Origin of the sequence: Rhodoligotrophos sp. CJ14, assembly GCF_038811545.1 — a bacterium.
Taxonomy (GTDB): Bacteria; Pseudomonadota; Alphaproteobacteria; order Rhizobiales; family Im1; genus Rhodoligotrophos; species Rhodoligotrophos ferricapiens.
Genome location: NZ_CP133319.1, coordinates 1672238 through 1696352 on the forward strand (window position 1 = coordinate 1672238; position 24115 = coordinate 1696352).

Consider the following 24115-nt stretch of genomic DNA (forward strand, 5'->3'; position numbering starts at 1 on the left):
ACTTAGGCGTGGATTTGAGGAGCTTCGTCCACAAGCGCGAGGCGGGCGCGATCCGGCCCGTTCGGCTTGACGTCAAAAATGAGCATGCGCTTCACGACAGCGCCCGATGCGGCGCCAACGGTGACCAGGAGCCCGGCCCTGAGCTCCGGAAGCATGGCAGGCGTCGAGAAAGTCAACTCGCGCGTGATCTGGGCTTCCGCGACTTCCTTGGTGATGACCGTTCCATCTCCCAACTCGATTGCAACAGCAGCCGTGCCAAGTGAGAAGATATCATCCTCAGCAAGGATGTTCTCGGCCCAGAGGAGGTCATTCACGGTCGAAAGCGGCAGGTCCCAATCAACCACGATCCCAGTGGCCATCTCGTCAGTATCGCGGATCACCTCGACCACCCGGCCCGAGCCAGCGTGCCGATCGAGCAGGAAGTGTTGCACGCCCACGAGCTCGCCGCGCTGAGCGCGCAGGCTGTTGAAGGCGACATCGAGATAATGCTTGTCGCGATAACGGTCCTGGCGCAGATCGAGCGTGATCCGCTTGTCCACCTCGGCCGCAGAGGTGAGCCCGATGCAATCTACCGCCTCGACCAGCGCGTCCCCTGGCAGGTTCCCGGCATTGTAACCGTCCGCGTATACCACCCGCTCAGTCACGGCATAATCATTGTTTCGATCGAAGAATGTCGCGCGGATCGCCAACGGCTTCTCATCGAAGCTCTTATCCAGCGAGAATCCGAAGCTATTGCGTTCGGTGAACAACTGGACGGGTGTCTCGGCAGAACGATCACGCTCGATTACAACGGCCCATGTCTCAGATCTGCGGACGGCGGCATGGCCGCAGGCAGCCACCATTTGCAGGGCCTGCTCAACGCTACCGCTCTCCCAATAAGCGTTCACCTCAAGACCCTGAGACTGGCAGTCCTCATACCAATCGCCCAGATTATCATCGTCCAGAAGAGCCTGCGGGGTCGGCCGCTTGTTGTTCGCCGCGCCGAGCAGGATCTGACGATACCAAGCTGCAGGGTTGCGCATCTGCTGCGGTGTCTGTCCCCAGCTGGAGCCAGTCCAGTGGAACGCCATGCCCTGCGCCATCACCGTCAAGCTCTGGATCTCGACATCCGAGGCCTTCACCGCGACCACAGCAATATTGTCCGCCTGGACGGGCGGCTCGTTCCAAACCGAAGTGATGTCCTCGAGCATCACTTCCGAGACGGTCCAACGATCTGGACCCGAACCTTTCGGTCCGACATGCCGCCCGTCCTGAAACCACCGCCAGGGATTAGTGTGGATAGTCCACTCGAATGTGGGGGACGCGAATGGGTCCACACGCATCACTGGAGAGCGGATCGTCTCGATCTCATAGGCGCCCTTTGGCCATTCATCCGGGTCAAGGTAGATCTCGACGCCGTTAAGGATGCGCCGCTGGCTTCCAGACCTGATAACCTCACCCGCGTCGATGCGCTCGAAGTAAGGATCCGCCTCAAACGCAGGGGTACCGCTTATCGCATCCGGCGGTGCGTAACTCACAACCGCGCCAACGCCGCCTCTCGCGGAGCCTGGGTGGAGATCTCCCCCACCTGGAAACGGCGCAAAAATCAGCCTCACTGAAACCCGAAAGGGCGCCTGTTTGAACTCGTTGCCTTGGTAGATGCATATACTCGGCAACATGCGCCAAGCTGTCTCCCCACGACGCCTGATGCGATGCTGAACCGCGATGATGGAGACAGGATAGTCCGCATTGTCCCGGCTAAGACCTACCGGAAGATGATAGTTGATGTGGATCTCGTCCGGGTCCTCCCGGCTGGCGTAGCGCACCCATTTCGGCAAGCTGTTGTCCGGGGTGGTTTGGTCCACCAACACTGCCGCGTCCGCGGTGTCTGCTTCCGAGAATTGGTACCTATCCAGCCGCGTGTTGATGATCTGTGATGCGCCAACCCGCGGGAAATCAGGCAGGTTTGGCGGGCCTCCATTCCCGTCGAAGATGTTGACGGTGTAGTTATCCGCCCCCGTGATCGAACCGCCATTGATCCAGACATCGCTCAGCGTGTGATGGCCCGAGAAGCCGCAGATCATGTGAACGACGCGGCGATTGCCATCGTTCTCGATCCAAATCGGGCAGATCAGCCTGGGGGCAACGCGCATCCGGCCAATTACAGTCGGGATCTGATCGAAGGGAGCGAGCTGATTGACGCCCGTCGCGCCGGCTTGGCCGAGTGCATCGGGGGAACCGCCGCCACGCTGCTTCGGAGTTGCAGGCGGAGCTAATGCATTCAGAGCCAAACGCCCGACGATGCCGACTCCAGCAGCTAAGGCCTGAGCACCGAATGATCCGCCGGCAATCCCAAGCAAGGGAATACCCGCGCCGCCAACCCAAAGTGACACGCCGATAATGGCAATTGTGGCCAGGGTGGTGAAAATGCTCTTGCCGCCACCGCTCCCTTGCAGCCGCACGGCAAGGCGAACGGATGTCACCCGATCCGCCTTTAGCCGAGTATGCCGCCAAAGATGGCGAGGGACGGTGATCTCCGATGTTTCGTTCGCGACGATGACGACGCCCCAAGCCGGGAAGTCCCTAAACACCGGATCGGCTCGCATCGCTTCGCGAACGATCTCCGCTATGGTAGCCCCTTCTCGCGCGCACCACTCCAGGCGCGGACGGGCAAGCGGCTCCGCGGCAGCTGTGACAGGGACAATCTGGTTCATGCGAGCGAGCGATGCCTGCGAATGTCTTTGATGCGGTGCCGGAGCCTCAAACTATTCCGGTCCTGGACTGCAACGTCAGCATCCCTTTCAATGTGGATTACGCGCTTGCTGTCCAGCGCACAGCCGATATGCACGATCCCGGTGCGCTCAATCCCGTCCACCCCGACATATTGCCCAGTCATCAGAACAGCATCGTAGGGCTGCATGGGGCCGGTCACCGGCAGCCATTCCTCTCCATGGCGGTCGCGATCCATAGCCCGACAGACCCGGCGCAGAGCACCAGTCGGGATGCCGTCATAAAGTGGCAACTTGATCCCGCAGCGCTCCAAAAGGATGAGCCGATAGAGGCCCCAGCAGTCGAGCCCGGCGCGCGTTCTCCCGTTCTCGCGAAAGGGGATCGCGAGGTAACTATCCGCCCAATTCATCAGGTTCCTATCGGAAGAGGCTCGGGAACCGCGCCTGCGTCACGCGCTGCCACGGCCACGGGTTTGATGTCAGCCGCTGCTGGATAAGATCGCCTTCAACCCGCGTTGTGGTCGCGGTCACATTCACGAGCTCGAAATGATCATAGGCCAGTTGCACCTCATCCGGCGCGCTCGCCAGCACATATTCTATCTTCACGGACACCGGGCCCGAGATCGACTTGATCGTGTCGCCTATCCGGCGGTCGGTATTGGCGATGACCAGTCGGCCGCTCGGTGTTCCCTCGCTATCGCTCGGCCGCTCCAGATGGAAAGCGAAAGCCAGGAACTCTTCTCCGCGCGACATAACGTTCTCGCGGCCGTTCACAACCCGGATCGGCTCGGCCAATGGGGAATGCGTGATGGTGAGCAGGAGAAGCCTGGAATAGGCCAGCTCCTGGTCGCCCACCATCTCGTCAAGTTCGGGGAGCGTATCAACGTCAAAGACGTTGCTCTCGCCCAGTACATTATTGGACCAGAGGAGATCATCAGCCATCAGGGATACCGGTAGATCTCAAGCGAAACCTGCCATTTCGCACCGACTGCGGAATACTGGGGCGGGCCTGTCATGATCCACCGCCCAGGCTGATGATCGTCAGGGCCGGCGAACCAAAAAGGGAAGAGGCCATCCCGTAATGTCGTCTTATACCAGTCGCGAAATGTTGCCTTCTGCGCATTCGTCATCACGAAGGTGACGGAATATGTGCGCCCGGCAGATGTCGACCGCCCCATGGTGAGCGGCGGCCCATAGTCAGTGTCGAAACGGTCGACATTGTCTTCTTCCGACATTGCGAAACCGCGCACCGGCTTCTGGGGCAGCGATGCTGGCCATGCGATCAGCATCAGAACCTCCGCATTGGCGGGTTAACGCCACGCTGCGCCAGGGCCTTTCCAGATTGGGTGTATGGATTGGTCAACATCTTAGCCATCTTCTGATCAAGCACGATGTCGATATCCACACCGTCCGGCCCCTGCTTCTGGCGGGTCCTGACATCCGAACCATTATTGTTGATGATATTGACGTTGAGGGAGGGAGCCGCCGAGCGCGAACCGCCTTTCGGAATAATAAGCTCGCCACGCTGCAAGATGGCCGGCACCTCGCCCGGGCGGAGGCCGGCAACCCCACCTGAGTGATACCGAGGAGCGCCGGCAAACAAAGCCGGATGGACGGAGCGAGACTGACGCGATTGACCCGCTACACCACCGCTGTGATAGATCCCGGATGCAAACAGGCCCATGCCGCCACCGCCGCCAGGGAGCGCTGCCGAGAAGGCCGCCGCAAAGAGCTGCTGCGAGGCCATATCGATCAGCTGGTCAAGAATGCGGTCCAGCGCCTTCTCGAATGCTTTGGCCGCACTCTCCCCGTTCTTCAGATCCGTGACTATGCTGGAAAGCGCCGAGGAGCCCATATACTCAACATCGCGCAGGGCATCGTTCAAGCGGCGCTGTGCTTCTGTGGCTCGATCCTGGGCTTGTTCGAGGGCGTAGTTTCGAGAAACCAGATTGGCGATCGCCTGACCTTCTTCAGAGGCCGCTGATACGCCGGCCGCGCGCTGCTCTGTCGCAATGCGCTGAGCGAGTTCGTTGCGACCAAGCTGATCATACTCGAACTGCAATTCCTCGGTGACCCGCTTGATCGCATCGGCTTGGCGTTCCGCTTCCGACGCGCCAGATGAGCGGCCCCCACCTGGCCCGGAGAGCGGAGCCGGTGCATAGCTCCTGAGAGAAACCGGCGGCCGAATTGTGCCGAGATCAGTCGGTTGCCTTGTTTGACGATCCCCTTTGGCAGCGGCATTGCTGCTCTGGCCTTCAGCTGAGACGTCGAGCCCGGTCAGCCTCTCAATCCAAGGGCCGATATGATCGAGGCCGGTGAGGTTGCCTATGGCAGTAGCAGCGTTATCCCCGGCTGTCTTGATGGCATTGAGCCATCCGACGAGAGTACGCAGGTTATCGAAGATCTCACCTGCATTCGCGCCAACTCTGCCAATCTCGTCGGCCAGTTCTTGCATGGCAACGCCAGCAATATCTCCTACTCCAGACGCTTGGTTTAGCTGGCCAATGGTGTGCGTGAGCGCGGTCTGAATGTTTTGCCAAGCCTGATCCATTGTGACCTGGGCTCCCGCGACCTGTTGAGCCATCTCCTGGGAGCCAACAATGAATGCATCAAAGAATGCCTTGGACGGCACGGCGCCATCCGCCACAAGCTGGCGCAGCTTGGCAATTGAACCGCCAGCTTCCTCAAGACCGCGTGCTGCAGCCAGGGCAATAGTGGGCGTTCCTTCCACTATGCTGTTGAACTCTTCCGCCCTCACTGTGCCGCCGCCGAGCGCCTGTGACAGCTGAAGGAGAGCACCGCTTGCTTCTTGAGCAGAAGTCCCCCCAACGCGCAGCGCGAGCGCAATCCGATCCGTGAAGTCCACTATCTGCGCCGACGAGACGCCTAACTGCCCTTGGACAAGGGATAGCCGACTATAGAGCGTTACCAAGGACTCGAGCGGAGCATAGTTCCGCGTGGCCGAGGCGAGTAGCTGATTATACACGCTGGTCAGTTTTTCGCCTTCCAGCCCCGTAACCCGCAAGGCGTTCTGAATTCGGGTAAAGCTGTCCGCGAACCTAACGATTTCTCGAGCGCCGAGAGCCCCGGCGAAAACACCGGTCATGCTCCGGCCGAGTGCCGCCATCTGGCCACTTACATTGCGGTTCAGCTGCTCGAACCGGCTTTGGATTTGCCTCGTCTGGCGCTGCGCTTGGCCATTTGCTCTGGCAAGAGACCGCTCATAGTTTTTGATGTTGGCTTCGAGAGAGACGACGAGGCGCTGAAGGTCGGTCGTTTCAGCCATCATGCATCTCCATGAGCGCGCTTCATCGCCTCGAACTCTTCCTCAGTCGGAGGCTTAGGACCGGTCTGGCCGCCATGTGCTTGCTGCCAGCCCTCGACACATTTTGCGAACTGCCAGAGGCTCATTCGTCCGACTTCTTGGGGGGTGTATCCGAGGACTGCTCCGGCTCGGTAGAGGGCGGCGGCGGAAAGCCGTTCAGCTCTGTCACGTCCGTCGCCGCCTCCGCTTTTCCCTCATCGTCACCGGCATCATTGGCATCACCGGCAATGGCGGCCAGAAGCACGGCCTGAGCCGTCAGGACGTGCATTGCGAGCTTGCCCGGGGACACCTGCGCCTCAACAAGTTCCCGCGCTTTCTTGCCCTCGACGCCTGCTCCGATCAGTCCCAACCGCAATGTTTCGCGGATGTCCTCGATGCGCCAAGCGTTGGTCGAGAGGCGATAGAGAACTTCACCAAGCCCAGTGTTGCGCCGCTCTTCCAAGGCAAGGCATTCATCAATGCCCAACCGGAATTCTCGCTCGTCACCGGCCCAGACCAGCGAAACCCGTCCGTCTCTACTCATGCTCACGGTGTCCCGGGCGTGAAGTCCGAGACAATTCCGTCAGACTCCAAGGTGATCGAGGCGTTGATCTTCTCCCCCCGGTTGCCCGTGATCTCCCACTCGGTCAGCTTGAATGCACCCGACCAATAACCCAGGGTGTCGACCCAGATCTGGACATTGCGGGCTTCATCGAGCTTCCACCATTCGGTGTAGGCCTGATAATTCTCCACCGTGTTGTCCATGATGCCAGCGCCGTTCAGGCCGACATTGAGAGCATCCTTGACCAGCTCGCGCCAAGCGGGATCGTCTGGGTTGGTGCAGTCCGGAACCACCACGTCATTCGTGCTCGAGCGAAAGGCTACGCCTCGCTCGGCATTGATCAGACATGGATGGCTGAACACTTCCGGCGAGCCACCATCACCGATCTTCAAATAAAGCTTCGTCCCCGTCCGGGTCGCGGGCGTGGCCATGGCAGTCTTCTCCTGTCAGAAAGAGCCCCTAAGGGTTTAGTGGTCGTGGTCGATGAGGTAACGAAACTCAACAACGGCGTGGTTTGTGAGCCCGTCAGGATCGCGCATGTACCGGGTGGTCACATACTCAGCGACAGACACATTGAAGCCCGGCAGCGCGAACTCCGTCTTCAGCAGGCCCCGGATCTGTCCGGCGATCGTCTTGGCCTCTGGAAAACCTACTGTCCGGCTCCAGACATGGACTGAGAGGTTCACCTCAGACGCATCGAAGCAGCCGTTGTCGTCGCCAACCGTGTCGCCCTCACCGATGGTCACATAGGGGAAGGTCGGCTTTGCCGGAACACGGTCATAGACTCTCCCCTGACAGATACCGGCATTGCGGAGCGTCGTGTTTATCGCGCCCTGAACGGCAAGGCTTGGGTCGCTCATTTGCCGCCCTTCGCTACAGCCTTGGCGGCCTTTGAAGTGGCTCGAGATGTACGGCCGCGCATTCGGCGGCGCAAAGCTCTGTAGCTTGGGAAGAAGAATGGCTTGGCCGCAGTATCTGAAGTGCCAAACTCGACGGCGCCCGAATAGTCGAACTCCACTGTTGCACCGTTTCGCACTGGCTTGGTGGTTAGTGGCCCACCAGCGCCGACTTTGATCTGAAGTTCGTGCTCACCATCGCGCTTTTGGATGCTACGGATGAGATTTCCGGTTGGGCCCCTTGGTGCTAGGCGCTTCTGCATTGCCACCAGTTCATCGGCATTGTGATCCAGTGCCTCGCGCAGCTGTCTCTTCGTCTCGGCCGGCAGCGCGCGCAGCTTGGCGCGAAGCTTCTCCAGACCCTGAACACCGCGAGCCATCAGGTCGCCACTCCACCATCAGCAAGGATGTCAAACACGGTATGCTTCTCATCAGGAGAGACGCCGCGGATGTTGAAGATCCGATCAGGGTTCCGCGCATCCACGGCGCGCCAATCAGGCGTGATCTGCTCTGTTTGACTGGATCGGCGTACGGTGATGATGACCGGCTCCCGCCCTTCCAGACGAGCGGCCATCACGCTTTCTGTACCCCGCAGGAATTGGATACGGGCTGCGACCGCGAACTCATCGGTCCAGGAGCCCTCAATCACGTTGCCGTAGCCATCGTCCTGGTCCGGCAAGCGGGTCTGAAACAGAACGCGCTCACGAAGTTGGCCGGCTCTCATTCTCTTCCTGCTTTTGGCGCGGGCTCTTCACTGCCTTCGCGTACTTGCCGGCGATTGCCCGTTCACCGCATTCCCGGCGCACATTGTAGGTCTCGCCGGCCTTGTAATGGATCGTGGCACGGCCCTTGTGTTCCGGGATGTGATAGGGAAAATCTCGATCGAACGTCACCCACATCACCCTTTCCTCCAGGTGGTTAGGCAAGAGCAGGGTCTCGCAAGGGATACAGGATGGCCGTGACCGGCTTCGGGAGATAACCCTGCTCGAAATCTCCGTCCGGATCTGCATCGGGGTTCCTGAACCAGTATCCGACCAGCATGATTGTGGCTGTGACGATGGCAGGCGGGACTACGAAATCTGGAGGCATCTCGCCATTTCCATCGAGCTGAAGCAGCTGTTTAGCTTGCCCTTTAAGGTAGTTGACCACCGAAGCCGAAGCCGCTTCGATGTACCCTTCGATCGTCTGATCAAAGTCGCTGGTATCGATGTTGAGACGCCGCTTCGACTCGTCGAGGGTTGCGAGCGCGACCATCAGTTCGCCTCCGCTGGGCCCCGGACACGGATCGGAGCCACCGGCGCCTGCGCCTTGACTACGCCATCTTTGCCGTCCCGGCCGCGCTTGACAGCCAAGCGCCAGTCGCTGTTTTCACCCGGTTTAGCCTCAGTATTCTTCTGAGCGATCCAGTAAGAGCCACCCCAAGTGACGCCATCCCCAACGAGGTAGCTACCTCCGTCCTTGAACACACCTCTGTCGAGCACCACAGGGAAATGGAGCTCGTGACGCTCTTCGATATCACCGCGGGAAAAAGACAGGACCACCGTTCTGCCATCCTCGAGTAGAGATGCATCGAACTCGTCCAGGCCGAAGCCATCGCGACCAGGTTTGCCGTCTCTGCCAACCACGCGCCCCAACTCACATAGCTTGCCGTCGGAGAGGGTGAGGACCAGATTCCCGTCTCGATCAATCAATGCGCCGGCAAGCCCAATGCCATCCTTTCCCTTTTCAGGCGGTGGCAAGGCAGCAATTGCATTAGATACCTCTCGCTCGACGAGCGGCCGAACATCTTCAACAGTCACGCTCTTTCCCGGCTCTCCGTCCTTCGGCTTTGGCAGTTCGGATACGGCCTGATCTATAGCGGTTCTCAGATGAGAGAGTTGCTCTGCCTTCAGGTTCTCAAGGGCCTGCCAAAGCGCCGTTAGGCTACCCTCGACCCGTCGAATCACGATTGAGGCCACCTCGTCGGGCTCAGCGTCCTTCCCGTCTTGAGGTAGCGGCATTCCAGAGATTTGCTCGCTGACTATGGATTGAATCTTCGCATCCAAGTCGCCGCGGTGGACGAAGGTCGCTTTGAGGATCTCTGTCGATTCGTTTACCTCCGCCTGAACTCGCTCCAGAACCTCGGCAGCGATGCCTTCTTTGGTCGGAAGGCCAGAAAGTGCGGACACCAAGCTCTCGTCCACGATCTCCTGCACCGTTGCGCGGCTAAGCGGTGGAGGGATTGTCTGTAATGCTTCGTCAATCCGCTCAGTGATCAGCGGCAGTAAATCCCGTTTCTCTAGATCGTCAATTGCGCTTTGAACTTCGAGGAACCGTGCTTCTGTATGCTGCTCGATTGCGCCTTTCACATCAGTGATCGAGAGAGGCTGCGGGAGCTTGGCGAGAACATCTGTGACCGTCTGCGGTACGTTTGGCTCGGGTCGCTTGCTAAGGGTGTCGAGGTCTGTACGTAGGGCTGCGAGTTCACCGCGCAAACGCTCAATGACTATTGAAGCGGTATCTTCCGGATTGGCGTCTTTTCCATCCTTTGGCGCAGGGATATCTTTGAAACCACGCTCCAACGCGTCTAACCGCGCCACCAGGGGAGCGAGTGCGCCCGAAACATGCTCTTTGACCGCAGTAACGATTTCGCGGCCAAAGGCCTTGCCATCGAACATCAACGCAGTCCCTTGTATATCTCGATGAGAGCTGCTCGGGCCTCGACTTCGGCCTGATTGTCATTGGCTGGTATCTCCGCCCCAGCTTGTGCCGGTTCGGTGTTTGCTTGGTTTATCAACATCGCATCGCGGGCCGCGATCGCCGCTAGCGAGTGGTCTTGCTGTTGAAGGTATATGGTGTCGCCGCCCTCTACCGGGCCAAGGTTCACTCGACGCCGGATCTCATTCAAGGTGCCGGTTCCCTTGGCTTTTTGAGCAACCTCAAACTGTGTCGCAGTGTCCATGCGCAGAAGATCGTCGACCTCGAACTCGGTTCCGATGGTGACGCCATCCATTCCTAGACCTTCATCGAGACACGCCTCGATGTCCTCGATGTGCCGCTGCAAACATCCGGTATAATATTCAAGGTTCAGGTTCTGGATGTTGTTGTAGGCCGGCGGCGCACCTACACCGGCCTTATAAGCCGGCACATGATAGACGCCGCACACGACCTCAGCGGACCACTTAAGTTGTTCAATTAGCTGGGAGTCGACAGCCTTAGCTCTCATTGCCTCATATCTGAGGCCGTCTCCGAGTACGGCCACCTTCCCGGCGTTCTTCCCCGAGAAATTGGTGTCCCAGTATTCCTTCAGCCGCTTGGCAGTTTCATCGCTAATCGCGCCCGGTGCTGTTAGCACGCCGCCGGGCTGGGCTCCGTTCCGAAAAAACAGCGTGCTGTCATTTTGGATCGCCAAGCCCTGCATTGCAGCGAGCCCGCCAGCGAAGATTGGTGATAGCCCGACCAGAGGATGAAAGAAGCAATTGAAGCGGTCGTGGATAATCTCGGACGCGGGCACGATCAGCCGCTCCGAGATACCAGACAGGTTGTCCACACTGAGCTCGTAATAGACCTCCCCGGTATCGGTTACGAGCGGTGTAACAAGTGTCCAATCCAGAACATACAAGCCGTTCACGATTCCGCGCCTATCGCGCTTCTTCAGCACCACGGTGTTGCCGCGCTGGAGCTTCGAAAGCACCCAGCTTTCGATAAACTGGATCCGATTTTGAAAGTGATTGGGCTTCCGGAGGACTGGCGAGTAGGCAGAATTGGTCGTCTCCGTCCAGATGCCAGCGCTGTCCTTCTGGACGAGCTTTATCCGGAGCTTCGAAATGTCCGAGGCGATCAAAGTGCGACATGCGAAGTCGGCATGATTGGATAGAACGGAGTCGTATTTAACTTCCACATTTTGTTGCCATGCGCCCGGGTAGTTTTCCCGCACAATCGGCCACCAGCCCCCGGGCTGAGACACCGGGGAGAGCGCCTTCTCACGAACGTCAGGCATGACGACGCGAATGCCGGTACCGTCCGACCGGATCCTGAAACGGGGCTTTGCCACCTTGTTCAGACCTTAGCTTCGGCCATGCGCTTGCGAAGCTCTGCAGCATCCCATCCAGCAAATGCCCGCTTGCCAAGCTTCTCCTGATATTCGCGACGGAGGGCGGTCAGATCTTCGTCTGCAGCCTTGCTCCCACCCGTCTTGCCCTCACCATCGTGATCCCCTTTGCCACCGAACGATTCGCGTTCAATTTTGCTATCGGGCACCGCGCTAGCGTAGCGGACTCGGCCGATGCGGACCAGAAGATCAGCATCCCGGCGAGGCACAGTGAATTCATCGCCAGCATTCAGTCGGCGTGTGCCGTATGTCATCGATCGGTTAGCGATCACGCGATCTTTCATGGTTTGCACTCCGATGAAGGAGAACCGGCCGCAGTCACCCGCGACCGGCAAAAGTCTCAGCAGACGATCAGACTTCGGGCTCTGCAGGCTCCGGAGTTCCCCAGGCAACATCGGAAATCAGAGCCACACCCGTATCTCGACGGCGCGCCCAGTTGATGGTCCGCTCGGCACGGAACGCTACGCTGTTCGTCTGGAACATCGAAACGAGCTGCGCCGCTGTCGGGGTGACAGACGAACCAGTTGGGTTGTCGGCCATTTCCAGCGACGCTTCAGTGGACATGTCAACTGCCACGCCACCGTCATCGGCAAACCAGATATCGCCGGCATTGGCGAGCACCACATAGCCGTCGATATACTCGGACACGATCACCGGCAGTCCGAAGAACGTGCCGCCGTTCATAGTGATCCCCGAGAACTCGGGTTGATCGAGGGCGGTCCGCATCATCGAAAGAGCCAGGGCAGTCGTTGCGGACATGATCCAGACGCCAGACGACAGCGGGTTATTGGCCGCAATGAAGGCAGCCATCGCAAGCCGCACATCCTCGCGGATTGCCGCTGCGTCGTTGCCGCTTGATGGGATCGGGGTGAGGCCGTTCGTGATCGAGGCCGGCTTCACGCCGTTCGTGCCCGCATTGGCGGGGTCGATGAATGCCGTGTCGATCGCAGCGGCGATGGCTGCGGCGAGATCGTCACGGAGCAGCGTTTCGGCCGAGGGCGAGCTGTCGCGCAGAGCTTCCATCGTGGCGACAGCAATGTTAGCTGCCTTCAGCGGTCCAAGCTCGATGCGGCCCCAGGTGGGCTTGGTCAGCGGCTTGGCCGCACCCTCCCCCACCCAGTACCCCACAGCGCCACCGGTTTGGCGGATCAGAGGAACGCGGAAGGGCACCCGGCGCAGTCCGGGAATGCCGCCATTGCCAAAGCGGCCAACAATGGTCATTGGGCGGAGATATTCGACAAAATCGCCGAAACCACCCTCATTGCCGATCAGAGCCGCGTCAGTGGTCGTGTTCACGGCAGAGACAGCCGCTTTCACTATCCCAATCAGATCGGGATCGCGAGTGCCGTACTGCTCCTCAGCCACGCTCAACAGGTCGCGCCCCTGCTTGCGAGCAAGCCCCAGGCATCGTGCATACCGAGCAAACCGAATTCCAGGCTCTGGCTTCGGCGACTTGATCACCACACCAGTGCGGGCCGCCGCTCCGTCTGCAGAGCTCTTGATCTGACTGCCATTGATTGGCCTGGCGGTGGCAACCTTGGCCTTCTCCAGAGCGCGAAAACGCTTCAGGTCACCGTCGATCTGCTCGACCTCCGCTTCGAGGGTATCGAACTCCTCTTGTTCGCCCTCATCGGTCGAACGGCCTTCTTCGGCCGCCTTGGTCAGAATTTCTTCCATGCGGGCAGCGTTCGCCGCGCGCTTGGCTTCGAGAGCAGCAATCTGCTCAGCAAGCGTCTTCATTTCAGTGGCCTCCTTCGGCCTCAGGTTGACGGGTTTGGTGGTCTTCTTCCCCGAGGCGCCGGGGGGCACAGGTCGATCCTCTGGCCTTGGCTCCTTGCCGGTCGCGGCGAGCAATGGGGCATCGATCGACTTGATTGCGGTGATGGTGGCGTCGGCATTGGCCGGGATGGTGACGAGACTGAGCTCCATAACTTCGGTCTCGGTGAACCGAATGCCGCCCGTGCCTTCAATGAAGGCATATTCGAGAGCTCGGAACCCGATCGAGACGGCGCGGACAAGGCCCGCTTTCACCGACTGCCAAGCCTCGTCAATGCGGTCCTTCAGTGCACCAGGCTCGGCAATATCGGCAAGCTTGGCCTCGAACGTGATGCCGTCCTTCGTGGGCTTGTCGAACTTCACTGTGCCGACCGGCTTGTCCGACTGGTGCTGCCAAAGCAGCGGCATCGGGTTGGTGAACTTGACGCCCAGAGGCTCAACTACGTCGCCGACACGGTCCGGAGCGGGGGTCGTGGCAACGCCGCGGATAATACGCTGCTCTTCCTCGACCGCTTTCACGGTCAGGACCGAATACGCCCTGTTCATTGTTGGTAGTCTCCTGCGGCTGGTCAGCCGAAGATCATCATCTGGTATTCCGGCTCGCGCTTTGGCTCCGGATTCCGGCTCATCAGCATCACGGCGTTGAAAGCGGCTATCAGCGGGTCGATCTTTGCCTTGCCCGCCATTTGTTTGGTGACCAGCACGGCATTCCCGCGCTGCTCAACCTTCGCGTTACCCACGCACCAGGTCATGAGCGGCTGGGCCGCATGCCACAGCGTGCCGTCCTTCAGCTTCCGCTCCATTCCCCAAACCGCACCGGACAGCCGGTAACCCTGCGCGATCCCGATCATTGCCTCATCGGGGATGTCGCGGGAGGCAATCTCATCCACCATTGCCGCCACGCCCTGCGGGTCAAAACCGATCGCCGCTTTCTCGGGAAACAGGCCGAATTGCCAAACGCGCTCGATGATGTCGGCAACCTCCTGAATGTCCTGCGTAGGCTCCTCGCAGATCACTAGATCCCCATTGCGCTCGAAATCACGGAGCACCGACGCGATGTCCTTGCGTCGATCGAGAACGTCTGTCTGCGCCCAGGCCTTGTTCCAAAGCAGCCAGTCCCGCGTGATCCGATCTCTCCCGATCAGAGCGAGGCCAAGCAGGTCATCGAGGCCGCCGCCATCCACGCCCGCCACGACAACATCCGATCGCTCGAGCAGCGACTCCAAAGTTAGACCTGGATCTCCAGCCGCCTTCCAGTACCGCGCTCCGGCCCAAGCGTCGTTCCGAAGCGCCAGCCCGATCTCAATGTTCAGATGCTTCGCGAAGAAGGTCCGCTTTGCACCATCGTCGGCCGCGAGAACCTTCGTAAGCTCATCTTCAAGCCATTCCTGGCTGACAGAGCGCCCAATATTCGGGTTCGTGACGTAGAGGTTCCGCGGTTCTAGACAGCTTTTGTCTTTAATCATGGACGGCGGGAACTCGAACAGCACGCCTAGGCTCTTATTGTCCTTGATGACGCCATCCCGAACGTTCCGGAAGTAATCGAGCTTCGCCTTGAACACGCCAGCCGGTGGCTCGTCGCTTTGCGTCGAGAGATAGATCACGAACCCTTCCGGGCGCGAGACCAGCCCGCCCGTCGCCTCTCTCAGCATCGCATCGGCATTTGGCTTCTTGCCGAACACCCACAGCTCATCGACCAACACAAAGGCGGCTTTCTTGCCGGACACCGTGTCGCTGTCCGCCGCCACCACCTTCAGAAAGGCCTTCGTGGTTCTGTGCGTTATCGTACGAACATGATCCTGCACATGCAGGAGGGCCGATAGTTCCTCGTCATGCCGCACCATATCGGCGGCCGGCTTGAATGAGTTGTCAGCAACCTCGATCGTCGGCGCTAGGATCAAAAGCTCTGCCGAAAGACGCCAATTGCGGATCAGCGCTGTGAGCATGATCCCGGCGGCTATCGTCGATTTCGAGTTCTTCTTGCTGATGAGCAGGAAGAAATCCCGTATCAGCCGGCGCGCGTTCTCATGGTCATAGGCACCGAAGATCGCAGCGACGAAATCAAAGACCCACTGCTCGCAGGCCTCCCCGAATGTCGGGCTTCCTGGCGCATCCACGATACGGAGCGCCTTGAACACATCGAGCGCGGCTGCGGCTTCATCAGGAAACAAGGGCGGGAACGTGATCAGGCTCTCTCCAGCCTTGATCCGGCGCTCCCAATCGGGACACGCCGTGCTCCATTCCGTCATCGTTTGTTATCGACCACCAACTTGGGCGCGGAAGGCACGCCAAACTTGCCGCTCGCAACCCTCTCGGCAGCCAACTGGCGCTCCTGCTTCTTGCCCTGCGGCGCCGCGGTCTCTGAAAGTGTCTTCGCCGCCAGTGCCAGCGTCTTGATGATGTTAGCCCTGGTCGGGAGGCTCACCGCCCGCATCATCGCCTCATAGCGCTTGTCGTTCGGGTCATTCGCAGTCGCCTGCTCGATAAGCTTCTCCAGCTCCCCCACATGCGAAGTGGTGGCATCGAGCTCGCTGAGCATTCTCATGACCAACTCCTGGCCATTGGTGACCAGATGCTCTGGCTTCACGTCGAGTGTCGGCGGGATGACCTGGGGTTCAACATGGGTTGGTACGCAAGTTCGCGCGCGTACCTTCTCGCGAGACCACCCCTCCGCCTTCGCTCTTTTCCGGATAGCCCCCTCGGAAATCCCATGTTTCCGGCCAATTTCCCGCAGAGACGCTTTCCCAGCTTTGAACTCAAGCTCTACTGCAGCCCAGTCGATTTTGGTTGATCTGCTCATGTGAATTCTGGTCTAGTACGCAGTCTAAGGCCCCCAGACAGAAATAATCTCCGAATGAGGGGCGCGCGGGTCCCGGCGAGAGAAGCCCCTCAGACTTTTCGACTCCCCCCGGCTAAAAGCCCTACTGTCTCCGCCTCCATTGCATCGTGCGCCGTGAGATCTTCCACCCTGGCGTCTCTCCAATATGGCAGCGTGCCGGGGCATCGGACCGAACCATAGTTGGTGCGGAAGCGCTCCTCTTCCTCAACCTGAAGAATGATGCTTCCATCGTCAGAAGCACGATAGCGGCGGCGCCCAGTCAGACGGACCATGTTGTCTGGCCACTCATCGCTTCTCCTGCTTCTGCTTCTCGCTATCGTGACACGGCTTGCACAAGGTCCAGACGTTCTCTTCATTGAAGAACGCTGCCTCGTTCCCTCGGTGTGGCTCCTTGTGATCTCCGATCAGCCTGCTTGTGTTGCCCTCAAGCTTGCCGCAGAGCTGGCAGGTATAATGATCGCGAAGGAAGACGCGCTGCCGAAGCTTCTGCCAACGCGTCGTCTTGTACCAAGCGCGCCAAGGCTGGGTTGAGCGGCGTTGCTGGTCTCTCGCCTTCTCGTCTCCAGGGGCATAGCCAAGGCGGGGCGCAAGGGAAGCCATGCGAGGACGCAAGCCTGACAGCTTACCCAATGTTGGGCATCCCTCTTTTAGGTAGCGCAGAACCTGACTGCCGGCTCGACCTGATCGCGCCATGTCGAGATCACATGCACGTCTATGCGCGTGCCGGATGGTTGAACGGCTGTGAGGCGAATGAAGTAGATCTCGGCCGTAAGGGTGATGGTCTGCTGCGGGCTGACCTCGTACACTCGGCCCGGCTCGATAATCTCGGTCTTATGGGTGATGCTCACGCCCAAGGGATTGTTCGTGTGCATCTGGGTATTGAGCGAACGGACCACACACGCTGCTGTATCGTCCAGTGACGCTGATGAATGCAAGGTGACAGAGGGCTCGTTGTCTCTTGGCGTAATATGAGCACATCCAGCAAGCGCCAAGGCCGCAAGACCGGCAATCAGAATCCGCATGACGTTTCCCCTCAGCTCATCCGAGAGGCTAACGCATACGGAGCTGAGCGGTCTAGATCACAAAGAACGCCGCAACCAGTGCAGCCACAGCTGGCGCAATCCATTCGAGGTTCTTGCCGTCCGACCATGCGAGCGGGTTGACCGCATTCCGAAAATCATAATCGCCGGTCTTGGCCTGCTCCTGGGTCCACTCCCGCATGAACCAGATGCCAGTTACGGCGATGGACAGGCCAAGCCAGTACGGCAGGAAGGCGCAGACCAGGACGATCACAGCAGCCCCAAACGCATGCGCCGCGGCGTCCGGTCCCGATTTGCGCAGAACCTGCCACATGCTCAGCCTGCTTCCTTCACCATGGTCTCTGGGCTCGCCTCTGCGTCAGCCTTGCTGATAAACCGACCAGTGATTGCAGAGCGATGCCGCTGCCGTCGCGTGGCCATGCGAATGGCGAGTGTGGTCAGATCCACCCCGTTTGCCCTGGCGAATGCCTGGATTGCCAGCACAGCTGCTTCCTCGAGCATCCAATCCGGATAGGTCTGCTTTGCGGCAACGCCGTACAATGTTGGACTGTGCGGCAGGCCAAGCCATGTGGCCAGAAGGTGGTGGGTCGCCTCATGATCGCGCGACATGCGCGGTGTATCCGTGCCGTATCCGAGCGCTTGAGCCCGGGCCTGATACTCCTCGCTGTCCTTAGCGCAGGACGATGGTTTAATCCGCAATTCGGCCGCTTTTTTGCCTTCAAGGGTTCACAGATGCGAACCTGTCCGGTACCCTGCTCTTGTACAAAAATGAATCAACAAAGGAGGGAGCCAAGAGATGGCTGATATTTACAACGCTGGGCTGAGTTCAGGCCTTCCAAAGGACTCTGGTTATGGTCGTGCGCAGGCTGTATCGCGGCCACCATGATCATCGGATTTACTTGGGGTGGATGGGTCACTGGCGGGACCGCAAACGAAATGGTCTCTGACGCGAGAGGCGAAGCACGCGCAGAACTCGTATCTAATCTTTGCGTCCAGAGGTTCGTCTCCTCACCAAATGCAGCTCAGCTCCTTGTCGATCTGAAGAAAGAGAGCAGCTGGGATCGCGATACTTTCGTCAAGGAGGGTGGCTGGGCGCAAATCCCCGGTCTAAAGGAGCAGGTCAGCGACGCAAATCAACTCTGTGCAAATAAGTTGGCCGGAATGGACGAGGTGCCCGCGCGTGCCGCGAGCCCTGCCACTTCAGTCTCACCTGAGGCCAATCAAGAAGGCTGACGGCTACGTTGGAAAGTTTAGGGCTGCTGTCTCGCCTGCAGTGGCCCTAAACTGATTCCGTGGGAGAAGACGATCTACCAGGCAGCAAAAAGCCCGCTTAGGATCTCTCCGGCGGGCTCAGACACGGCGGTCATCATATGACCAAATCACGTAAAATGTCGGACATTCCGGACATTTTGTAAAGAATTATTTTTGGCTCACCAGATGTAGATGCACAGCGGTTACGGCGCCGTCTTGCCATCTCCGCAGAGTGCGCTCGTCCCGGCCGAAGATCATGCCCAGTTTCCACCATGGCGTATCGAATGCACGGGCCATGAGTAGCTTGAGATCGCGCCGCCCGTTTGGCTTTTGAACAAGCCACGCCAGCGCTTTCCAGATCACCAGCAGGTCATCGATATCGCGAGGCGTTGGACGGAAGCGGCGGGCGCGGGCCTCGTCCCACCCATATGCCTCCCGCACATCGCGAACGGCTCGATAGTCCAGGGTGACGCCAGAATAGACAAAGCGCGCATCCGGATCTGGAATAGCCGCCATGGTGAGGATCGCGCGCCGGATACGATCGGCCGTCTCGGCAATGCCATCTGCTCGTGCTTCGAGGTGCTGCTTCCAGGCGGTCTGGTTCAATGCGTGGCCCCCAACTCTGCTGTGAAATCATATGGCTCATGCCCTGGGCAGCCGGGGCAGTGGCGATCGGGTGAGAAGTTCGGGCCGCCTGCCTCGATCCATCCGCGAGCCCATGGCGGCAGTGTCGCGATCTCGCCGCGGTGCCCCTCAGCCCAGCCGCAGAGCATCGAGCCTGGGATGCGTGTCAGTGAGCGATCCGGGTTGACCCGATAAGCCTCCGGGCTTGCTGTGAGCCAGCGGCAGGGGGCATCACCGGTCATCGGGCGACCGACCGCCATAGCGGCGATTGATATAGGCGGCAACCAGCGCTTGTTCTCCTGGCGTCAGTTCACTTGCCTTGAAAATGGCAATGATGGCTTTGATGGCCCTCAGTTCAGGATCGTCATCGTCCCATGGGACGGCATAGGTGCAAGGTTCGCTCATCCCGCCTTCTCCAGCTTGATAGATCCGGCTTGGACCATGGCGCGGTATTGGTCCGCGTACAGCTTATGCGAGCCCTCCTCCAGACCATCTCCATCGCGGTAAAGCACCTCAATACAGGCAACCCGCCGCACGCCGGGCGTTCTGCGCTCCTCAATCTCTGCATCAGCGTCAGCAGCTCGGCGTGAGCTGGCCCCGCTGGCGAACTCAGTGCCCGCATTGGTGCGGTAGATGTTGATGAAGAGCCTTTTCATGATTTCCATTAGCTCTTGAGAGGCTGATCCGACGCGTCGTTGTGGTCGAAATCTCCAGAGCCGATATATCCCCATCCCCGGAATGGAACCGGTGCCATCTCAAGATCATCATTTCCCACTTGAGACATCACCTTGATCTCCCTGCGGGCTTTCTCTTCGGTGGGAAATATTCCGAGGAACTCCACCTGATCATCCTCATCGAGCTTTGGTCTATAAATCACCCAGCCAATCGTTACTTTCATTTCAGCTTGCCTTTGAAAGAGGAATGGTGCTGCCGACTAGAGCGACAAGATCGGCAGGAACTCTAGTGTGGGGCTGATCTGGCGGCGGCCCAAATACTTCCGAGCGCCATCGTGCCCACTGGGGCCATCTAGCTTCGTCGGTCCCGTACTTGTCTCGATGCTTTAGCCAATATTCCAGGAGCTTAGGCCAATCTGGGGCGCCGGCATCGTGATTAACCTCTGCTGCCCCCTGGGATGCCGGCCTGTCTAGCCAGCCCTGTCCGGCTAGCCACTTTGCCGGATATCTTGTGAACTTCGGATCTTGGCCCTTGCGCTCCAGAGCGTAGCGCCTTGCTCCCTCGATAATCGCATCTGGTTCCGCGCCCGCGGCAACCGCGGCCTCGAATGCCTCTCGCGCTCGCCCCAATTCGATCTGCAACGGATAGGCTTCGATGAACTCCGCGAAAAAATCCCGCGCGCATTTATCTATTTGTTTGTTCCCTTCCTCTTCCCTTCCCTTCCCTTCCCCTTCCCAATGTGCAGGAATATTCTCGCACATGCATGCACATGCGTCGTATGGTGCCGGTATGGACGAGGCTGGCTCACGCTGATTGATGTGCTGGTGCTTCCCCCAGCTCGGAATGTGCCCGAACAGCTCTCCGTCAACTTCATACTGTCGGATGAAGCCATGGCACTCGAGCGCACTAAGCACCTCCCGAAAATCGACATCATCGAAGGGAAGCACATCGAGTTTAAGCACGCGCGGTTGCCAGCGGAAGCGTCCCTCTCTGTCTGCCACCGTCCAAAGACCGGCAAAGGCGAGGCGCAGGGGCAATCCGCAGGCCACTTCTGCCTCAAACAGTTGCTCGTGGCGAAAGAAGTCCGGCTTGATTGTGCGGATCCTTGCCATCAGAGGCGTGCCTCCACAGCCTTGATGACATCCGAAAATCTTGCCTTGTCCTCGTCTATCACCTGCACGCTGCGCATTATCGTGGTGTGATCCTTGCCGCCGAGGAGTTGGCCTATCTTGGGATATGAGAGGTGAGGCGAATGATTGCGGATGAACCACATTGCTATCTGGCGAGCCCGGACAATATGCGGGTGGCGCCGAGGCCCCTTCATTTCGCCAACCGTAACCCCCGTCACTTCGGCTACTGCATGGAGGATCTTCTGATGCGGCAGAAGGCGCTCAAATTCAGGCTCGATGCGGATGGTAGGCGCCCACTCGTGGACAAACGTCCATGTTCCTCGCGTTGATAAGACCAGCTTCGTCTTTTTCTTTGGCTGATCGAATATTGACGGGCGTCTTAGGTTGAGCTGACGTGCATAGGTCTCGTGATGGCGCCAGAGTGCCTGTAATGCACTCTTGTTCTGATCATCGAATTCGACTTCACGCATTGGATTGCTCCTGCTTCCCGGCTATGGCAGCCAGGAGGATGTAATTGACGAGATGAGCGGCGGCCCCGAGGTCAAAGCCGTCTCGTCCCGCCTCATTGATTGCTGCTGTGAGAGGTTCGAGCGGCACACCGGCTGCTGCCGCATATTGCAGGCGCTGCGCTGGCGATCCGGCACTGAGAAAGCCATGGTATTCTTCGGCCCGCTGATTGGCGCAGGCGAAGCATTCGGCAATGGCGATGTAGAATTCTGAGGGCACCGTCATGCCGCGATGCTCCCCATGATGCGCATTGGCTTAATGGCTCCCCAGCGCGCCAGGATCTCTATAGCCTCATCAAATGAGCGGGCTATCGCATAAGGCGTCTGGTTCTCCATGCACATGCGCTCGAATTCGCGCTGGGCACCGGTCTGCCGGCCGCGCGGTGACTTGAGCTCGAGGTAGCGCACTCTGCCTCCTGGCATGCTGATCGTCAGGTCTGCCACACCGGCCAGAACACCCATGGCTTTGAGCCGGCTTCCGGTGACCTTCGACCGGGCCTCGCCATTCGGGACGTGGTAGAAGAACACACCGCTCTCGCGCCTGAGCTTGAGAGCCTGCACAACAGCGCGTTGCAGAGATTCCTCCGCATTGCCGCGCTTCTTCTTCCTGGCGTGAGCATGGAAGGTCATGCCCGAGGCTCGATCTCGAATTCGGGATTGGCGCGAAGTGTCTGGGGCTCAATGCCCGCGAAGAGCGCATCTCCAGAGGGTGCGAGAAAGCCGGCCTCGATCAGGTTGCGCACCACACGCTTATGGAGCTTCTGCCCTCCAACGGTGGCATACCCGCCGTTGACCAGCACCACGGATCCGTTTCGGCCGATCCTCCTGGCCATGCCCAGTTGGGCGCGAGTGAGCTTTTTCACTGTCGCCTCCTCTCAACGAAATGCTTGCAGGCATCAGCCGTGGGCGGCACCTTCTCGCCCCTGCGGCCTCTCATGAGTTCCGTGTACTTGCCGCATGGAGCCGGCTTGACCGGTGCGTCCTTCGGCTTCGGCAAGTATTGGCAATCACGGCACACACGTCCTGCCGGGCCTGTACCCGCCCAAGTCGCCATCCCAGCGTGAGTGCGCGCGATGCGCAGCGCCTGTTCCGCTTCACGAGGCTCTGTCAGATTGCTGGAGGAGACCAAAGTCATTCCTGGCTCTTCTCCTTATTCGCTGATTTCCGGCGGAGCCACCGAAGCCACCAGAGCCTCAGCCGCGCGGATAGCACTTGAAGTAGTTGCATCTTCACCAGTCGCCGCCTTGGTGAGTTCGAGTTCGTGCTTCAGCATCTCGATCTGCCGCTTGGTTTCGGCCTCGTAAGCGGCTTGGAGACGGAGATAGACAGAAGCGATGAGTTTGTTGGGGCGGTAGCGCAGGTTCCAAAGCGTGCGCTCTGGAAGATCGTATCTGCGCTCCAGGCGCTTCATCGCGCGAGGCAGATCACCCGGCCCCCGTACCTCGCGCTGAATAAGAGAGCGTGCCCATTCAGCGGCGCGCCCGATCAGCTCTTTGTCTGAGCAGTAAACAACGTCGGACACGTATCTCTCCTGCAAAAGATTTTTGCAGTTCTGCAAAAACTTTTTGCGCATTTGCAAAAGCTCCCTGGCTACGGTTTGTCGCGTCAGGGAGGTTGATCGCGTGTTTTCCAAAGAAGATCGTCACCGCCACGCGAGGACCAGAACGGAGGTGCAACTCCGGGTCGTCGAAGGTGGCGCGAAATGTGCAGACGAGGTAGACGAGTCTCCGAAGGAGACATTTCGGTCGATCGGGCAGCTGGGGAGGACGGTGACTGACCCCATCGTTCAGCGATTTGGCTGGCTGATCTGGGAGGGCGGTCTGGCCACACCCGCACGTGGCTGGGCCGCCTCTCCTGATGAGGAGGGAGGCCATTAGGCGGGCTCCCTTTTGCGGTTGCGTTCAGCCAGATATGTCCGGAGTGATTCCGGCATCTCTGGCTCTTCACGAGGTCCAGAAGTGGTGATGGCGCCTTCCGATTGGCCGCGTGAATGAATACCCCTAGGGGCGCCCGAGCCCCCCGGCACAGCATCAGAAGTTGGTTTGCTCCGATGGCCATCGCACCGGCCGCGATCGAGGGTCGGGCCAGATAGTTGCGCCGAGCTTTCATCAGCCCCGCGCTCGGCATGCGGGGAGGCCGGCGCTGTGTACACAGCGCACTGATCTAGTATCTCTCCGGTGATGGGATTGATCTCCTCGCGCGCGTCGCGCGTGAGGGCAGAAACATACAGATCTACGAGCTCGTCATGCTCTTCGATCTTGGCCCGCTCTTCGGCGTCCTCAAGCTTCGCCGTCCTGCGGAATGCGGCACGCAACGCTTTGCCGTCGAAGCCGTGAGCTTTGGCCTCGCTGAAAAGCTCCTTCAGGTCATCCGATATGGATTGCTTCTCGGTTTCGAGGCGCTGCCATCGATCATAGATGGACCGCAGCAGCTCGTGTGCGCGGGCATCCGTCATGCCGTCACCTCGTCGACGGCGAAGATGTCGGGGCGCAGGTCAGCACGGCTTACAGCGCCTTCAGTCGCGCGCTCAATGCGAATAGCGACTTCAGGCGGCACACCTTTCTTCGCGCGCATCAGCCAATACCACACCATTGACTGGGTGGTTCCGATCCGATCAGCGAGGGCCTTTTGACCGCCCGCCTGATTGATAGCCTTTATGAGAGGATTGCTCATGCCCTCTGTATTTAACCGATTTATAGGTAAATATCAACCTA

General features: G+C 59.3%; 34 protein-coding genes. All 34 read right to left on the reverse strand.

Annotation, left to right across the window (positions count from 1 at the left end; translation table 11 throughout):
* Positions 1 to 2: 2 nt before the first annotated feature.
* The 34 genes from RCF49_RS07680 to RCF49_RS07845 all read right to left on the reverse strand — a co-directional run bounded on the left by RCF49_RS07680 (position 3) and on the right by RCF49_RS07845 (position 24074).
* Positions 3 to 2693 carry a hypothetical protein gene (locus RCF49_RS07680; protein WP_342643440.1) on the reverse strand — a complete coding sequence of 897 codons (2691 nt, stop codon included), beginning with the start codon at positions 2691 to 2693 and terminating at the stop codon, positions 3 to 5.
* Positions 2690 to 3118 carry a hypothetical protein gene (locus RCF49_RS07685; RefSeq protein WP_342643441.1) on the reverse strand — a complete coding sequence of 143 codons (429 nt, stop codon included), beginning with the start codon at positions 3116 to 3118 and terminating at the stop codon, positions 2690 to 2692. The genes RCF49_RS07680 and RCF49_RS07685 overlap by 4 nt, the downstream gene beginning before the upstream one ends.
* 7 nt (positions 3119 to 3125) lie before the next feature.
* Positions 3126 to 3650, reverse strand: coding sequence for a DUF1833 family protein (locus tag RCF49_RS07690; protein ID WP_342643442.1), 525 nt, complete (start codon positions 3648 to 3650; stop codon positions 3126 to 3128).
* Complete coding sequence (locus tag RCF49_RS07695) at positions 3650 to 3997, reverse strand: hypothetical protein (RefSeq protein WP_342643443.1); 348 nt, start codon at positions 3995 to 3997, stop codon at positions 3650 to 3652. The genes RCF49_RS07690 and RCF49_RS07695 overlap by 1 nt, the downstream gene beginning before the upstream one ends.
* Positions 3997 to 5997, reverse strand: a complete 2001-nt coding sequence (locus RCF49_RS07700) for a tape measure protein (protein ID WP_342643444.1) — start codon at positions 5995 to 5997, stop codon at positions 3997 to 3999. The genes RCF49_RS07695 and RCF49_RS07700 overlap by 1 nt, the downstream gene beginning before the upstream one ends.
* 118 nt (positions 5998 to 6115) lie before the next feature.
* The gene (locus RCF49_RS07705) at positions 6116 to 6556 is read right to left on the reverse strand and encodes a gene transfer agent family protein (protein ID WP_342643445.1); all 441 of its coding nucleotides are present in this window, start codon (positions 6554 to 6556) and stop codon (positions 6116 to 6118) included.
* Between the two features lie 2 nt (positions 6557 to 6558).
* A complete protein-coding gene (locus RCF49_RS07710) occupies positions 6559 to 7005 on the reverse strand; it encodes a phage tail tube protein (protein WP_342643446.1) in 447 nt (148 codons plus the stop codon).
* Positions 7006 to 7041: 36 nt separating this feature from the next.
* Entirely contained in the window at positions 7042 to 7434 is a 393-nt protein-coding gene (locus RCF49_RS07715) for a DUF3168 domain-containing protein (RefSeq protein ID WP_342643447.1), read from the reverse strand.
* On the reverse strand, positions 7431 to 7850 hold the full coding sequence (locus tag RCF49_RS07720; protein ID WP_342643448.1) for an HK97-gp10 family putative phage morphogenesis protein: 420 nt from the start codon (positions 7848 to 7850) through the stop codon (positions 7431 to 7433). Before RCF49_RS07720 ends, RCF49_RS07715 begins: the two co-directional genes overlap by 4 nt.
* Positions 7850 to 8194 (reverse strand): head-tail adaptor protein, encoded by a 345-nt coding sequence (locus RCF49_RS07725; protein WP_342643449.1) that lies wholly within the window; start codon positions 8192 to 8194, stop codon positions 7850 to 7852. The genes RCF49_RS07720 and RCF49_RS07725 overlap by 1 nt, the downstream gene beginning before the upstream one ends.
* Positions 8172 to 8369 (reverse strand): hypothetical protein, encoded by a 198-nt coding sequence (locus RCF49_RS07730; protein WP_342643450.1) that lies wholly within the window; start codon positions 8367 to 8369, stop codon positions 8172 to 8174. Before RCF49_RS07730 ends, RCF49_RS07725 begins: the two co-directional genes overlap by 23 nt.
* A 19-nt stretch (positions 8370 to 8388) precedes the next feature.
* Positions 8389 to 8724, reverse strand: coding sequence for a head-tail connector protein (locus RCF49_RS07735; protein WP_342643451.1), 336 nt, complete (start codon positions 8722 to 8724; stop codon positions 8389 to 8391).
* Positions 8724 to 10127: a hypothetical protein gene (locus tag RCF49_RS07740; protein WP_342643452.1), complete on the reverse strand. Its 1404-nt coding sequence runs from the start codon at positions 10125 to 10127 to the stop codon at positions 8724 to 8726. The genes RCF49_RS07735 and RCF49_RS07740 overlap by 1 nt, the downstream gene beginning before the upstream one ends.
* Positions 10127 to 11449, reverse strand: coding sequence for a phage portal protein (locus RCF49_RS07745; RefSeq protein ID WP_342643453.1), 1323 nt, complete (start codon positions 11447 to 11449; stop codon positions 10127 to 10129). Before RCF49_RS07745 ends, RCF49_RS07740 begins: the two co-directional genes overlap by 1 nt.
* Before the next feature lie 59 nt (positions 11450 to 11508).
* On the reverse strand, positions 11509 to 11844 hold the full coding sequence (locus tag RCF49_RS07750; RefSeq protein WP_342643454.1) for a hypothetical protein: 336 nt from the start codon (positions 11842 to 11844) through the stop codon (positions 11509 to 11511).
* A 67-nt stretch (positions 11845 to 11911) separates the two neighbouring features.
* Entirely contained in the window at positions 11912 to 13882 is a 1971-nt protein-coding gene (locus RCF49_RS07755) for a phage major capsid protein (protein WP_342643455.1), read from the reverse strand.
* A gap of 23 nt (positions 13883 to 13905) precedes the next feature.
* The gene (locus RCF49_RS07760; RefSeq protein WP_342643456.1) at positions 13906 to 15585 is read right to left on the reverse strand and encodes a terminase large subunit; all 1680 of its coding nucleotides are present in this window, start codon (positions 15583 to 15585) and stop codon (positions 13906 to 13908) included.
* The gene (locus RCF49_RS07765) at positions 15582 to 15881 is read right to left on the reverse strand and encodes a hypothetical protein (protein ID WP_342643457.1); all 300 of its coding nucleotides are present in this window, start codon (positions 15879 to 15881) and stop codon (positions 15582 to 15584) included. The genes RCF49_RS07760 and RCF49_RS07765 overlap by 4 nt, the downstream gene beginning before the upstream one ends.
* Before the next feature lie 579 nt (positions 15882 to 16460).
* Entirely contained in the window at positions 16461 to 16868 is a 408-nt protein-coding gene (locus RCF49_RS07770; protein ID WP_342643458.1) for an HNH endonuclease, read from the reverse strand.
* A complete protein-coding gene (locus RCF49_RS07775; protein ID WP_342643459.1) occupies positions 16823 to 17071 on the reverse strand; it encodes a hypothetical protein in 249 nt (82 codons plus the stop codon). The genes RCF49_RS07770 and RCF49_RS07775 overlap by 46 nt, the downstream gene beginning before the upstream one ends.
* A 178-nt stretch (positions 17072 to 17249) precedes the next feature.
* Positions 17250 to 17528, reverse strand: a complete 279-nt coding sequence (locus tag RCF49_RS07780) for a hypothetical protein (RefSeq protein ID WP_342643460.1) — start codon at positions 17526 to 17528, stop codon at positions 17250 to 17252.
* 2 nt (positions 17529 to 17530) lie between these two features.
* Positions 17531 to 17824, reverse strand: a complete 294-nt coding sequence (locus tag RCF49_RS07785; RefSeq protein WP_342643461.1) for a hypothetical protein — start codon at positions 17822 to 17824, stop codon at positions 17531 to 17533.
* A gap of 810 nt (positions 17825 to 18634) precedes the next feature.
* The gene (locus RCF49_RS07790) at positions 18635 to 19072 is read right to left on the reverse strand and encodes a DUF6362 family protein (RefSeq protein WP_342643462.1); all 438 of its coding nucleotides are present in this window, start codon (positions 19070 to 19072) and stop codon (positions 18635 to 18637) included.
* Positions 19073 to 19321: 249 nt separating this feature from the next.
* Positions 19322 to 19495, reverse strand: a complete 174-nt coding sequence (locus tag RCF49_RS07795; RefSeq protein ID WP_342643463.1) for a hypothetical protein — start codon at positions 19493 to 19495, stop codon at positions 19322 to 19324.
* Positions 19492 to 19746, reverse strand: a complete 255-nt coding sequence (locus tag RCF49_RS07800) for a hypothetical protein (RefSeq protein ID WP_342643464.1) — start codon at positions 19744 to 19746, stop codon at positions 19492 to 19494. The genes RCF49_RS07795 and RCF49_RS07800 overlap by 4 nt, the downstream gene beginning before the upstream one ends.
* Before the next feature lie 8 nt (positions 19747 to 19754).
* Positions 19755 to 19988, reverse strand: coding sequence for a hypothetical protein (locus RCF49_RS07805; RefSeq protein WP_342643465.1), 234 nt, complete (start codon positions 19986 to 19988; stop codon positions 19755 to 19757).
* A gap of 1 nt (position 19989) precedes the next feature.
* Positions 19990 to 20877 carry a hypothetical protein gene (locus RCF49_RS07810; RefSeq protein WP_342643466.1) on the reverse strand — a complete coding sequence of 296 codons (888 nt, stop codon included), beginning with the start codon at positions 20875 to 20877 and terminating at the stop codon, positions 19990 to 19992.
* Entirely contained in the window at positions 20877 to 21365 is a 489-nt protein-coding gene (locus RCF49_RS07815) for a helix-turn-helix domain-containing protein (RefSeq protein WP_342643467.1), read from the reverse strand. Before RCF49_RS07815 ends, RCF49_RS07810 begins: the two co-directional genes overlap by 1 nt.
* The gene (locus RCF49_RS07820; RefSeq protein WP_342643468.1) at positions 21358 to 21627 is read right to left on the reverse strand and encodes a hypothetical protein; all 270 of its coding nucleotides are present in this window, start codon (positions 21625 to 21627) and stop codon (positions 21358 to 21360) included. Before RCF49_RS07820 ends, RCF49_RS07815 begins: the two co-directional genes overlap by 8 nt.
* Positions 21624 to 22031 carry a hypothetical protein gene (locus RCF49_RS07825; protein WP_342643469.1) on the reverse strand — a complete coding sequence of 136 codons (408 nt, stop codon included), beginning with the start codon at positions 22029 to 22031 and terminating at the stop codon, positions 21624 to 21626. Before RCF49_RS07825 ends, RCF49_RS07820 begins: the two co-directional genes overlap by 4 nt.
* Positions 22028 to 22264 (reverse strand): hypothetical protein, encoded by a 237-nt coding sequence (locus tag RCF49_RS07830; protein ID WP_342643470.1) that lies wholly within the window; start codon positions 22262 to 22264, stop codon positions 22028 to 22030. The genes RCF49_RS07825 and RCF49_RS07830 overlap by 4 nt, the downstream gene beginning before the upstream one ends.
* Before the next feature lie 287 nt (positions 22265 to 22551).
* Positions 22552 to 22974 carry a hypothetical protein gene (locus RCF49_RS07835; RefSeq protein ID WP_342643471.1) on the reverse strand — a complete coding sequence of 141 codons (423 nt, stop codon included), beginning with the start codon at positions 22972 to 22974 and terminating at the stop codon, positions 22552 to 22554.
* Between the two features lie 300 nt (positions 22975 to 23274).
* Entirely contained in the window at positions 23275 to 23856 is a 582-nt protein-coding gene (locus RCF49_RS07840) for a GapR family DNA-binding domain-containing protein (protein WP_342643472.1), read from the reverse strand.
* Positions 23853 to 24074, reverse strand: a complete 222-nt coding sequence (locus RCF49_RS07845) for a transcriptional regulator (protein ID WP_342643473.1) — start codon at positions 24072 to 24074, stop codon at positions 23853 to 23855. Before RCF49_RS07845 ends, RCF49_RS07840 begins: the two co-directional genes overlap by 4 nt.
* Between the last annotated feature and the right edge of the window lie 41 nt (positions 24075 to 24115).